This window comes from Caulobacter flavus, assembly GCF_003722335.1.
GTDB lineage: Bacteria > Pseudomonadota > Alphaproteobacteria > Caulobacterales > Caulobacteraceae > Caulobacter > Caulobacter flavus.
Genome location: NZ_CP026100.1, coordinates 4,926,845 through 4,939,045 on the forward strand (window position 1 = coordinate 4,926,845; position 12,201 = coordinate 4,939,045).

Sequence of the window (12,201 nt, forward strand, 5' to 3'; positions counted from 1 at the left end):
TCGATGGGCCGTCACACGCCGACCCGAAAAATCGAATCGTAGGATGCGCCTATAGCTCGTCTTCGGCGACGTCGCTCAAGCCTTCTTCGCCCAAAAACTTCGCGAAATCACTGGTCTCCCGGAAATCGCGATAAACCGAGGCGTAGCGGACATAGGCGACGTCATCGAGCGACTTGAGCGCCTTCATCACCATTTCGCCCACGACCGACGACTGAAGCTCGGTCTCGCCCTGGCTTTCCAGCTGGCGGACGATGCCGTTGACCATCCGCTCGACCCGCTCGCCCTCGATGGGGCGCTTGCGGGTGGCCAGCGAGATCGAGCGCATCAGCTTGTCGCGGTCGAACGGCGAGCGACGGCCCGACCGCTTGACGATGATCAGTTCGCGCAGCTGAACCCGCTCGAAGGTCGTGAACCGGCCGCCGCACTCCGGGCAGAGGCGACGACGGCGGATGGCCGCGCCGTCTTCCGACGGGCGGCTGTCCTTCACCTGGCTTTCGGCGTGGCCGCAGAATGGGCAGCGCATGATCTTGGGCCCTCCCCTGCGGCCTTAGCCCATTAGTTGTAGATCGGGAACCGAGCCGTCAAGGCCAGGACTTCCTCGCGGACCTTGGCCTCGACAGCGGCGTTGCCTTCCGGACCGTTGGCGGCCAGACCATTGACCACTTCGCCGATCAGTTCGCCCACGCGGGTGAACTCGGCTTCCTTGAAGCCGCGGGTGGTGCCGGCCGGCGTGCCCAGGCGGATGCCCGAGGTGATCGTGAACGGCGCGGTGTCGAACGGCACGCCGTTCTTGTTGCAGGTCATGTGGGCGCGTTCGAGGCTGTGCTCGGCGTCACGGCCGGTCACGCCCTTGGGACGCAGGTCGACCAGCATCAGGTGGCTGTCGGTGCCGCCCGAGACGATGTTGACGCCCGACTTGCCCAGCGCGTCGGCCAGGGCCTTGGCGTTGGCGATGATCTGGGCCGCGTATTCCTTGAAGGCCGGCTGCAGCGCCTCGCCGAAGGCCACGGCCTTGGCGGCGATGACGTGCTCCAGCGGACCGCCCTGCAGGCCGGGGAACACGGCCGAGTTGACCTTCTTGATGATGGCTTCGTCGTTGGTCAGCACCATGCCGCCACGCGGACCGCGCAGGGTCTTGTGGGTGGTGGTGGTGACGACGTGGGCGTGCGGGACCGGATTGGGGAAAACGCCGCCGGCCACCAGGCCCGCGAAGTGGGCCATGTCGACCATCAGGTAGGCGCCGACGCTGTCGGCGATCTGGCGGAAGCGGGCGAAGTCGATCTCGCGGCTGTAGGCGCTGCCGCCGGCGATGATCAGCTTGGGCTTCTCGCGCTGGGCGACCTCGGCGACGTTGTCGTAGTCGATCAGCTGGTCCTGCTGGCGCACGGTGTACGACACCGGCTTGAACCACTTGCCCGACTGGTTGGCGGGCGAGCCGTGGGTCAGGTGGCCGCCGGCGGCCAGATCCATGCCCATGAAGGTGTCGCCCGGCTGCAGCAGCGACATGAACACCGACTGGTTGGCCTGCGAGCCCGAGTGCGGCTGGACGTTGGCGAAGGCCGCGCCGAACAACTGCTTGGCGCGCTCGATGGCGATGGTCTCGATCTCGTCGACGTACTCGCAGCCGCCGTAGTAGCGCTTGCCCGGATAACCCTCGGCGTACTTGTTGGTCAGGATCGAGCCCTGGGCTTCCAGCACCGCCTTCGAGACGATGTTTTCCGAGGCGATCAGCTCGATCTGGTTCTGCTGACGACCCAGCTCCCGGCCAATGCGATCGAAGATGTCGCGGTCGGCGGTCGCGAGATCGGCGCCGAAGAACTTGGTCAGGTCGGTGGAGGTCGTCATCGGCAGCTCCTTGGGGCGGGCGGCTGGGCTTTGGGCGGCGCGCTCCCGCGAGCGGGAGTCGACGGCGCTCTCTTTAGCGTCCTTCGCGCCGCGATCAATGACGGAACCGCGACGATGACCATGCGTTGGTGACGAACCTCGGCGGGGTGTTGCCGCCGCGCCGAGCGTTTTTGAGTGCAAGCGAACAGAACGGGCGGATGCGTATGGCGGCTTCACACGACGAAACGGGGTCGGACGCTTTGGACGACGCCGACCTGCTGGCGCTTAGCGCGAGCATCGTCGCGGCCTATGTCGGGCAGAACAAGATCTCCCAGACCGCGGTCCCGGACCTTATCCGCACCGTGCACGGAGCGCTTCTGGGACTGAACGGCGAACCCGTGGCGGCCAAGCCCGCCGAGAAGCAGAAGCCCGCCGTGCCCGTCTCGCGCTCGGTGCAGCACGACTACATCGTCTGCCTCGAGGACGGTAAGAAGCTGAAGATGCTCAAGCGCTACCTGCGCTCGCACTACGACATGAGCCCCGAGGACTACCGGCGCAAATGGGGCCTGCCGTCGGACTATCCGATGGTCGCCCCGGCCTATGCGGCGCGCCGCTCGGACTTCGCCAAGCAGATCGGCCTGGGCAAGGGCGTGCGCCGCAGGGCCTGAGCGCCCTGCCCCCCTCACGCCTCCGAAAAGATGTCGCGCTTCTTGAAGCCGGCGGTCATGAAGCGGCCCATGGCCTTGGGCATGGTCAGCCAGCGGACCGGCGCGGCCGTCGCCTCTCCCTTCAGCACGCCGTCGGCGATGAACGGCGCGACGGTCTCCACTCGATCGCCGAGGATGTTGTAGAGCTTCATCGACTTGGCGCGGTCGGCGTCCGAGGCGTCGCGCATTTCAGACTGCAGCAGGTCGGTGGCCACGATGCCGGGGCTGATCGTGCCCATGCGTACGCTGGTGCCGTCCAGCTCCTTGCCCATCGACTTGGTGAAGTAGGTCACGGCCCGCTTGGTGGCGCCGTAGAGCGTCAGGCCCGAGGCAGTCATGCCATCGCTGCCGAAACCCTCGAAATTGTAGATCGCCCCGCCGCCGGGCTGGGCCAGCATGCGGATCATGGCCAGCTTGCTGGCCTTGATCACGCCGAGCAGGTTGGTGGCGACCACCGCATCGATCTCGGCTTCCTCGACCTGGTCGAGGCGCACCCGCGGTGACACCGAGCCGGCGTTGTTGATCCAGATGTCGACCGAGCCGAAGCGCGTCGCGGCGGCGGCCCACAGGGCCTCCAGGTCGGCGACCTTGCTGACGTCGCAGGCCTGGGCGGCGACCGCGCCGCCGGTGGCTTCCAGCTTGGCCAGGGCCTCGGCCAGGACCTTGGGATTGCGGCCGGAGATCACCACCTGGCAGCCGCGCTCGAGGAAGGCCTCCGCCAGCCCGAAGCCGATGCCGCGGCTGCTGCCGGTGATCACTATGGTCTTCACGATGCGACTCTCCCCTCGCAGGACGCCGCATCTAGAGACCAAGGCCGAACGTCACGCCCCCGCGACGTGACGGGAAACCGCCACGCGGAGAGGCTTCAGCCCCCTGCCCGCTCCAGCCAACCCCTGGCCTCGGCCCGCGCCCAGGCGATCTCCGGCCCGATGTCGAACCGCGTGTCCTCGTCGGCCAGGGACAGCAGGTCCTCGGCCTCGTCGAGCGCGGAGAGGTCCAGGGCGGCCTCGCCCAGATAGGCGCCGGGCAGTTCGTGCTGATGGAAGGCGATGTCGGCCAGGATGGCGCGGACGAGATCGACGCGCGCCGGCACGCAGGTCGGGTCGCGGGCCAGGGCCTGGCGCAGGAACGGCGCGGGCGGGGCATGCCAGGTCGAGCCCCCGCTCGACAGCCTGGCCTGCCAGACCAGCGGCCAGGGATCGGCCGGCTTGGCCTGGCTCCACTCTTCCAGGGTCGGACGGACCAGCAGGCGAAACAGCGGCACGGGCAGTACGGCCTCGGGCTGGCCGCGATAGGCCAGGCGCTTCTCGCCGATCCAGACGACGAAGGCGACGCGGTCGGCCAGCGACCAGCTCACCGCCCCGGCGACGAAGGCGTCGAGCGCTTCCAGCGCCTCGCGGCGCAAACCCTGATGGCGAAGGCGGAAATAGTCGGCCGCGCCCGACCAGCCGGGATGCTCGGACGCATCCTCGGCCAGTTCGCGCAGGTAACCGAGATCGAAGCCCAAAGAGCCGCTTTAGGCCGCGTGGCCGCCCATGCGGGCGACGTTGCAGTGCGCCCACAGCTTCTCCATCGCCCCGACCAGCTTGCGCATCATGTCGTCGGTATGGAAAGGCGTGGGCGTGAAGCGCAGGCGCTCGGTGCCGCGCGGCACGGTCGGATAGTTGATCGGCTGCACATAGACGCCGTGGTCGGCCAGCAGCATGTCGCTGATCAGCTTGGTGTGGATCGGATCGCCCACCAGCACCGGCACGATGTGGCTGTCGTTCTCCATCACCGGCAGGCCGGCGTCCTGGAACATCTTCTTCAGGGTGGCGGCGCGTTCCTGGTGGGCGTCGCGCACTTCCGGGTGCTGCTTGAGCCACTTCACGCTGGCCAGCGCCCCGGCGGTCAAGGCCGGCGGCAGCGAGGTGGTGAAGATGAAGCCCGAGGCCATCAGGCGCACGGCGTCGATCACCTCGGCGTCGCCGGTGATGTAGCCGCCCATGACGCCGAAGGCCTTGCCCAGCGTGCCCTCGATGATGTCGATCTCGCCCATAACGCCGTCGCGCTCGGCGACGCCGCCGCCCCGCGGGCCGTACATGCCGACCGCGTGGACCTCGTCCAGATAGGTCATCGCGCCGTACTGCTTGGCCAGGGCGGCCGTGGCGCCGATGTCGGCGATGTCGCCGTCCATCGAATAGACGCTCTCGAAGGCCACCAGCTTGGGCGCGTCCGCCGGGGCCGCCGCCAGCAGCTCTTCAAGATGGGCCAGGTCGTTGTGGCGGAAGATGTGACGCGGACCGCCGCCGTTGCGGATGCCGGCGATCATCGAGGCGTGGTTCTGGGCGTCGGAGAAGATGATCAGGCCCGGCAGGATCTTCTGCAGGACGCTGAGCGTGGCCTCGTTGGAAACGTAGCCCGAGGTGAACAGCAGCGCGGCCTGCTTGCCGTGCAGGTCGGCCAGCTCGGCTTCCAGCTCCACGTGATGGTGGTTGGTGCCCGAGATGTTGCGGGTGCCGCCCGAGCCCGAGCCGTGGTCGTCGATCGCCTGGTGCATGGCGTCCAGCACGACGGGGTTCTGGCCCTGGCCGAGATAGTCGTTCGAGCACCAGACCACGACTTCGCTCTCGCCGCCGTCGGCGCGCGTCCAGGTGGCGCGCGGAAAGGCGCCGCGATGGCGCTTCAGGTCGGCGAAGACCCGATAGCGACCCTCGTCGCGGATCTGGGAGACAGCGGCGGTGAACGCGGCTTTGTAGTCCATGCTGGTCTCTACCCTTCGAACCGAAGCTCGACGGTCCTTTTCTTCTGGCACGGCTTTTCGCACCACGCAGGCATAGTGTCCACCTAAGGGCCTCTACCTACAAATTGGAATTGGGCGTGGTGTCGCATCGATTGGTTCTATAATCGCCCGTCGCAACCCTGCCTTGTTCAAACCAGCTCCCTGATGCGGCCCCGCAGCAGTTGCAGGACGGCCGAGAAGTCCTTGCCGCCGAAGCCGTTGGCGTCGAACAAGGCATACAGGGCCTCGGCCTGCGCCCCCATCGGCGTGCTGGCCCCGGCGCGGGCGGCGGCCTCCTGGGCGAGCTTGAGGTCCTTGAGCATCATCGCCGTGGCGAATCCGCCCTCGTAGCCGCGGTCGGCCGGCGTGCTGGGCCCGACGCCCGGAACCGGGCAATAGGTCGACACCGACCAGCACTGGCCCGAAGACTGGCTGGCGATCTCGAAGAAGCGGTCGGCGGCCAGACCCAGCTTCTCGGCCAGGGCGAAGGCCTCGCAGGTCCCCAGCATAGACACGCCCAGCAGCATGTTGTTGCAGATCTTGGCCGCCTGCCCCGCCCCGTGGCCGCCGGCGTGGATCACCGCGCGGGCCATGGGCTTGAGCGCCGCCTCGACCTGCGCGAAGTCGGCGTCGTCGCACCCGACCATGAAGGCCAGGCTCCCGGCCTCGGCGGCCATGATCCCGCCGGACACCGGCGCGTCGGCAAAACGAAAGCCCGCCGCGCCTGCCTGCTGCGCCACCGCCCGGGCGCTGTCGACGTCGATGGTCGAGCAGTCGATCAGCAGGGCCGTTTTCGGCGCGTGGGCCAGCACCTGCTCGCCATAGACCGAGCGCACGTGCGGTCCTGCCGGCAGCATGGTGATGACGATCTCGGCGCCCTTCACCGCTTCGCCCACCGAAGCCGCCGCGACGCAGCCCGCGCCGACGGCCTTCTCCAGCGCCTTGGCCGAAAGATCGAAGGCCGACACGGCGTGGCCGGCCCTGGCCTGGTTGGCGGCCATGCCGCCGCCCATGTTGCCCAGGCCGATGAAGGCGATCCTGGTCATTTGTACGCTCCCTAAATGCGAACCGCGCCTGCATGGGCGCGGTCCTTGTCGTTCTGTTCCGCCCTCGCGGGGCGCTTAGCGCGCTCCGGCCGGCTTGCGGAACTTGTAGATGAACTGGTCGGTCTTGCCGCGGATCGACGGGTCGAAGACCGACACGTTGCGCTTGTCGGCGGCGTCGCGCAGCACGCGGCTTTCGCCTTCGAAGACGAAGCCGGCGGCGGTGACCTCGGCCTTCACGGCTTCCGGATCGATGCGGTGCAGCTTCTCGGCGTCGCGCAGGCCCGAGCCCGGCTGGGCCGAGTGATCCAGAACCAGGTAGACGCCGCCCGGCTTCAGCGACTGGAAGACCCGGCGATTGACCACCGCCATGTCGGGCTTGCCCATCAGCGGCGTGTGCATGTCGTGGTAGTTCTGGGCGGTGAATACCAGGTCCAGCTTCTCGGGCGCGCCGAAGTTGGGCAGCAGGTTCAGGAGCACCGAGACGTTCTTGTAGGCCGGGTCGGCGGCGATGGCGTTCACCGCCGGCTCGCGATTGGCCAGCTTGGTGAGTTCGTCGGGCACGTAGGCGTAGACGTGGCCGCGCGGACCGACGGCCTTCGACAGGATGCGGGTGAAGTAGCCCGTGCCGGGAATCAGGTCGGCGACCTTGGCCCCGTTGCGCACGCCGGCGAAGGCCAGCACCTGGGCCGGCAGGCGGTCGGCGTCGCGCCGGGTGTCGACCTCGGGACGCAGCGGATTGTCGACCGCGGCGATGATGTTGGCCGGGATGGCGACCGGAGCATCGGCGGGCGGAGGCGGCGGCGGCGCAGCCGGTCCCATCGGGGTCGTGGCGCACGCGGTCACGGCGAGCGCGGCGACGAGGCTGAGAAGCGGCTTACGCATGGTCTTCCTTCCGGCGGACTTTCTTCTTTGGCTGGCGGCAAGCTAGCGAGGCCGGGCGACGGCTTCAATGCCGCTACGGCATAACGCCGTCAGGCGTCGGCCAGGGGAGTCCACTCTTCTTCCGGGGGGAGAGGCGCGAAGATCGCCTGGATGTCGGCGTCGTCGACGGCCTCGATGGTCGGCGGGTTCCAGCGCGGGGCGTTGTCCTTGTCGACGATCACCGCCCGCACGCCCTCGATGAAATCCGGACGCTGCACGACGCGCGAGCCGATCCGGTACTCCATGGCCATGTGCTCGGCGAAGTCGGTCATGGCCTCGCCGCGCTTGAGCTGCTCGAAGGCGACCTTGAGGGTCTGGGGCGACTTGGTCTTCAGCACGGCCAGCTGGGCCTTGCCCCAGTCGCAGGAGTCGGCCTCCAGGAACTCGAAGATCTCTTCGACGCTGTCGCCCACGAACAGGCGGTTGAGGTCCTGCTCGAAGCCCAGCAGCGGCGCCTTGCCGGCGTCGGCGCGATACATGCGCAAGGTCTCGTCGATGCGGCGATGGTCGGCCAGGATGGCCTTCTTCAGTCCCTCGACGGCGCCGAACTCGATGAAGTGCGTGGCGATGCCCAGGCGCATGCAGTCCGCGCCCTTGATCCGCGCGCCGGTCAGGGCAAGCCACAGGCCGGCCTTTCCCGGCAGGCGCGGCAGGTACCAGCCGCCGCCGACGTCGGGGAACAGGCCGATGCCGGTCTCGGGCATGGCGAAGGTCGTGCGCTCGGTGGCGATGCGATAGTGGGCCGGCATCGAGATGCCGACGCCGCCGCCCATGACCACCCCGTCCATGATCGCCACGACCGGCCGGTCGTAGTGGAACAGCAGGTGGTTCAGCCGATACTCGGTGTGGAAGAACTTCCGCGCCTTGACGCCGTCGCCCGCGCCGCTTTCGGCCAGCATGCGGATGTCGCCGCCGGCGCAGAAGCCGCGCTCGCCCGAATGGTCGATCATGACCATGTCGATCTCGGGATCGGCCTGCCATTCCAGCAGGGTCTCGATCATCGTCTCGCACATGGAAAGCGTCAGGGCGTGCAAGGCCTTGGGCCGGTTCAGCGTGATCCGGCCAACGTTCTTCTTGACGCTGACGAGGACTTCCGGGGCCTGCTTGGGGGGAGCTTCGGTCATCTGGGGTCTCAGGCGAATTCGGGGTCTTCGACGGGCGCGCAGTCGAAGCGGTCGATCTGGCCGCCCAGCAGACGGTAGACCGCGTCCTGCGGCACCTCCTGGGCCAGGGTGTCGGCGCGCGACAGGCCGGCATAGGCGCCGCGCAGCAGCCGGCCGGCGACGCCGTGGCTGACGACGATCAGGCGGCGCTCGCCCTCCGGTGCCTGGTCGGCCAGCCAGCCGGCGACACGGGCGGTGACGTCCTCGAAGGTCTCGCCGCCCGGCGCGCGGAACGCCCATTCGTAGCTGGCGAACAGCTCGGGATTGTCGCGGCGGATATCTTCGCGCAGGCGCCCCGACCATTCGCCGACGCTGATCTCCAGCAGGCGATCGTCGAACGAGAGCGGCAGGCCCGTGCGCTCGGCGATGGCCGCGGCGGTATGGCGCGCCCGGCGCAGCGGGCTGGCGACGATCCGCCAGGCGTCGGACGGCTCGCGCGCGACCAGGTCGGCCAGCAGGTCGCCCATGGCCCGCGCCTGGGCGCGGCCCAGGGCGGTGAGGTCCGACTCGGTCTGCCCCTGGAAGCGTCCCTCGCGGTTGAACTCGGTCTGGCCGTGACGGCAGAGATAGATCATCGGGCCTCGAAACGCGCTTTCCGTTCGGCGACCAGATCCGCCAGCACGTCAGGCAACGGCAGGTCGAGGTCGTCATCGATCGCGGACAGATAGACGGGTTCGGACGCGGTCAGAAGCTCCGTGGCGACGAACATCATGGCTAGGCGGAGAGCCTGGAGAGAATCCTCGCCGCCGATCGCCATCGACCGCACCCTGCCGTCCGGCCAGACGATCTGTCCCTCGCAACGCCAGCCGTTCTTCGGATGCGGCTCGGGAATGAGCCAGCGGCAGAGCACCGGCTTCTCCTCTCCATCGACGAGGACTTGATAGGTCCGTTCGCATGCCGCCCCAGCCGGCAACGGGGCTTCCGGTGAGCTCACTGCCGGAACATCTCGCGGGCGATGATGACGCGCATGATCTCGTTGGTCCCTTCCAGGATCTGGTGGACGCGCAGGTCGCGGACGATGCGTTCCAGCGGATAGTCCTGGAGGTAGCCGTAGCCGCCGTGCAACTGCAAGGCGTCGTTGGCGACCTGGAAGCCGGCGTCCGTGGCGAAACGCTTGGCCATGGCGCATAGCTTGGTGGCCTGCGGATCGCGATTGTCGAGCGCGTGGGCGGCGCGGCGCACCATCAGTCGGGCGGCCTCCAGCTCGGTGGCCATGTCGGCCAGCTTGAACTGCAGGGCCTGGAAGTCCTTCAACGGGCGGCCGAACTGGTTGCGGGTCTCCAGATAGGCCTTGGCCGTATCAAGGGCGAACTGCGCGCCGCCCAGCGAGCACGAGGCGATGTTCAGGCGCCCGCCGTCCAGGCCCATCATCGCAAAGCGAAAGCCCTCGCCCTCCTGGCCGATGCGGTTGGCGACCGGCACGCGACAATCGTCGAAATTGACCTGGGCGGTGGGCTGGGCGTTCCAGCCCATCTTGCGCTCGTTGGCTCCGAACGACAGGCCGGGCGTTCCCTTGTCGACCACGAAGGCCGACACGCCCTTGGGACCGTCGCCGCCGGTGCGCGCCATGACGACGTAGACGTCAGACACCCCGCCGCCCGAGATGAAGGCCTTGCCGCCGTTCAGCACGTAGTGGTCGCCGTCCAGGCGCGCGGTGGTGCGCATGCCGGCCGCGTCGGAGCCCGAGCCGGGCTCGGTCAGGCAGTAGCTGGCGATGAGCTCCATGGCCGTCAGGCGCGGCAGGTAGCGCTGGCGCAGGTCGGCCGAACCGAAGCGGTCGATCATCCACGAGGCCATGTTGTGGATGGTCAGATAGGCCGCCGTCGGAACGTCGCCGTAGCTGAGGGCCTCGAAAATGATCGAGGCGTCGAGGCGCGACAGGGCGCTGCCGCCGACGTCGTCATTGACGTAGATCCCCGCGAAACCAAGGCTGGCGGCCTCGCGCAGCACATCGACGGGGAAGTGCTTCTTCTCGTCCCATTCGGCCGAATGCGGGGCAAGCCGTTCCGCCGCAAAGCCAGAGGCCATATCCTGAATGGCGCGTTGATCGTCGTTCAGCGCGAAATCCATGCGCCACTTCCTCCCATGCGGGGCATATCCGCCCTCACCTTCTTGACCGCTGACCTGCCCTGCCCCGCCAAGTGTGTCAATCATATCTCAGTTGGCGAATTTGCTTGCGGCGCCGCAGCGAAAATGGGTGCGAAAGGTCGCACCTCCCTTGATCAGACACCCCTTCGGTATCAGATCACGCCCATCGGAGGCGTCGTCTCGGTTTCCATGTCCAAGTTCATTACCGCTCTGGCCGCGGTCGCGGCCCTGTTCACGTTCGTGTCCGCGCCGGCTCATGCCGAGAACCTCGGCGTGTGGCGCAACCCGAAGGACAACATCCGCCTGCACATCACGGACTGCGGTCCGAGCATGTGCGGCTGGGTCGTCTACGCCAGCCGCAAGGCCGAGGCCGACGCCAAGAAGAGCGGCTACGACACCCTGGTGGGCCAGCAGGTGCTGCGCGACTTCGCGCCCACCGGCAACGGAAACATGCGCGGCAAGGTCTTTGTTCCGACCCTGAAGGTCACCCTTTCGGGCACCGCCGAATTCGTCGACGCCCGCACCATGCGCGCCAAGGGCTGTGTGCTGGGCGGTCTGTTCTGCAAGTCGCAGGTCTGGACCCGCGTCGACGGCGGCGTGCAGCAGGTCCGCGTCAGCAAGACCGGCGAATAGCTCCTTAAGGGCCTTCCGGCCTTGCCTCGACCGGCGGCGCGCGCGAAACCCTTCGCATGACCGTTCCGCCCCTCGCCCCCTATCCCGCCACGCGCCTGCGCCGCCTGCGCCAGGCCGACTGGAGCCGCCGTCTCGTGCGCGAGACCGAGGTCAGGCCCGCCGACCTGATCTGGTCGATGGTGGTGCACGAGGGCGAAGGATGCGTGCCGGTGGCCTCGATGCCGGGCGTCGAGCGCCTGAGCGTCAAGGAAGCGGCCAAGGCCGCCGTCCGCGCCCGCGACTTGGGCATCCCGGCCATCGCCATCTTCCCGCACATCGATCCGTCGCGGAAGGACGCTGCGGGCTCGATCGCCGCCGATCCGGACGGCGTGATCCCGCGCGCCGTGAAGGCCATGAAGGATGCCGCCCCCGAGGTCGGCATCATGTGCGACGTGGCGCTGGACCCCTTCACCGACCACGGCCACGACGGCGTGGTCGAGGGGGGCAGGATCCTCAACGACGCCACCATCGAGCGCCTGATCGAGCAGGGCCTGATGCAGGCGGCGGCCGGCGCCGACATCCTGGCCCCCTCCGACATGATGGACGGCCGCATCGGAGCGTTGCGCGGCGCGCTGGAGGCCGATGGCTTCCAGGACACGATGATCATGTCCTACGCGGCCAAGTACGCCTCGGCCTTCTACGGCCCGTACCGCGACGCCATCGGCTCGGCCAAGCTCTCGGCGGGTCAGGGCGATAAGAAAACCTACCAGATGGATCCGGCCAACACCGAGGAAGCCATCCGAGAAGTCGCGCTCGACATCGCCGAGGGCGCCGACATGATCATGGTCAAGCCGGGCCTGCCCTACCTCGACATCCTGCGCCGCTTGGTCGACGAGTTCCGCATGCCGACCTACGCGTTCCAGGTGTCGGGCGAGTACGCGATGATCAAGGCCGCCGGCGCCAACGGCTGGATCGACGAAGAGCGCGCCATCCTCGAAAGCCTGGCCGCCTTCAAGCGCGCTGGCGCGGCGGGGATCATCACCTACTTCGCCCCCTGGGCGGCCGAGAAGCTGGGCTGA

14 protein-coding genes are annotated in these 12,201 nt (G+C 68.2%); 3 read left to right on the plus strand and 11 right to left on the minus strand.

The window, feature by feature from the left end; all coding sequences use genetic code 11:
- Nucleotides 1-49: 49 nt before the first annotated feature.
- Both nrdR and glyA read right to left on the minus strand, forming a co-directional pair.
- Nucleotides 50-523, minus strand: a complete 474-nt coding sequence (nrdR, locus tag C1707_RS22400) for a transcriptional regulator NrdR (RefSeq protein WP_101714276.1) — start codon at nucleotides 521-523, stop codon at nucleotides 50-52.
- A 32-nt stretch (nucleotides 524-555) separates the two neighbouring features.
- Nucleotides 556-1,845: a serine hydroxymethyltransferase gene (gene glyA, locus C1707_RS22405; RefSeq protein WP_101714277.1), complete on the minus strand. Its 1,290-nt coding sequence runs from the start codon at nucleotides 1,843-1,845 to the stop codon at nucleotides 556-558.
- A gap of 203 nt (nucleotides 1,846-2,048) precedes the next feature.
- Here glyA and C1707_RS22410 point away from each other — a divergent pair, with 203 nt between their 5' ends.
- Nucleotides 2,049-2,492, plus strand: a complete 444-nt coding sequence (locus C1707_RS22410; protein ID WP_101714278.1) for a Ros/MucR family transcriptional regulator — start codon at nucleotides 2,049-2,051, stop codon at nucleotides 2,490-2,492.
- A gap of 14 nt (nucleotides 2,493-2,506) precedes the next feature.
- Here the strand turns inward: C1707_RS22410 and C1707_RS22415 are convergent, their stop codons facing one another.
- The 9 genes from C1707_RS22415 to C1707_RS22455 form a co-directional block, all read right to left on the minus strand.
- A complete protein-coding gene (locus tag C1707_RS22415) occupies nucleotides 2,507-3,301 on the minus strand; it encodes an SDR family NAD(P)-dependent oxidoreductase (protein ID WP_164467438.1) in 795 nt (264 codons plus the stop codon).
- Nucleotides 3,302-3,396: 95 nt separating this feature from the next.
- The gene (locus C1707_RS22420; protein WP_101714280.1) at nucleotides 3,397-4,038 is read right to left on the minus strand and encodes a hypothetical protein; all 642 of its coding nucleotides are present in this window, start codon (nucleotides 4,036-4,038) and stop codon (nucleotides 3,397-3,399) included.
- 9 nt (nucleotides 4,039-4,047) lie between these two features.
- Nucleotides 4,048-5,274, minus strand: a complete 1,227-nt coding sequence (gene hemA / locus C1707_RS22425; protein WP_101714281.1) for a 5-aminolevulinate synthase — start codon at nucleotides 5,272-5,274, stop codon at nucleotides 4,048-4,050.
- A 167-nt stretch (nucleotides 5,275-5,441) separates the two neighbouring features.
- The gene (mmsB, locus tag C1707_RS22430; protein WP_101714282.1) at nucleotides 5,442-6,338 is read right to left on the minus strand and encodes a 3-hydroxyisobutyrate dehydrogenase; all 897 of its coding nucleotides are present in this window, start codon (nucleotides 6,336-6,338) and stop codon (nucleotides 5,442-5,444) included.
- Nucleotides 6,339-6,413: 75 nt separating this feature from the next.
- Nucleotides 6,414-7,220 (minus strand): class I SAM-dependent methyltransferase, encoded by an 807-nt coding sequence (locus tag C1707_RS22435; protein WP_101714283.1) that lies wholly within the window; start codon nucleotides 7,218-7,220, stop codon nucleotides 6,414-6,416.
- 89 nt (nucleotides 7,221-7,309) lie between these two features.
- Nucleotides 7,310-8,383 (minus strand): enoyl-CoA hydratase/isomerase family protein, encoded by a 1,074-nt coding sequence (locus tag C1707_RS22440; protein WP_101714284.1) that lies wholly within the window; start codon nucleotides 8,381-8,383, stop codon nucleotides 7,310-7,312.
- Between the two features lie 8 nt (nucleotides 8,384-8,391).
- Entirely contained in the window at nucleotides 8,392-8,997 is a 606-nt protein-coding gene (locus C1707_RS22445) for a histidine phosphatase family protein (protein WP_101714285.1), read from the minus strand.
- The gene (locus C1707_RS22450; RefSeq protein WP_420808208.1) at nucleotides 8,994-9,356 is read right to left on the minus strand and encodes a DUF6968 family protein; all 363 of its coding nucleotides are present in this window, start codon (nucleotides 9,354-9,356) and stop codon (nucleotides 8,994-8,996) included. Before C1707_RS22450 ends, C1707_RS22445 begins: the two co-directional genes overlap by 4 nt.
- On the minus strand, nucleotides 9,353-10,492 hold the full coding sequence (locus tag C1707_RS22455; RefSeq protein WP_101714287.1) for an isobutyryl-CoA dehydrogenase: 1,140 nt from the start codon (nucleotides 10,490-10,492) through the stop codon (nucleotides 9,353-9,355). The genes C1707_RS22450 and C1707_RS22455 overlap by 4 nt, the downstream gene beginning before the upstream one ends.
- Before the next feature lie 207 nt (nucleotides 10,493-10,699).
- Here C1707_RS22455 and C1707_RS22460 point away from each other — a divergent pair, with 207 nt between their 5' ends.
- Together C1707_RS22460 and hemB are read left to right on the plus strand one after the other, a co-directional pair.
- Nucleotides 10,700-11,143 (plus strand): DUF2147 domain-containing protein, encoded by a 444-nt coding sequence (locus tag C1707_RS22460; protein ID WP_101714288.1) that lies wholly within the window; start codon nucleotides 10,700-10,702, stop codon nucleotides 11,141-11,143.
- Between the two features lie 56 nt (nucleotides 11,144-11,199).
- Nucleotides 11,200-12,201, plus strand: coding sequence for a porphobilinogen synthase (gene hemB / locus C1707_RS22465; protein WP_101714289.1), 1,002 nt, complete (start codon nucleotides 11,200-11,202; stop codon nucleotides 12,199-12,201).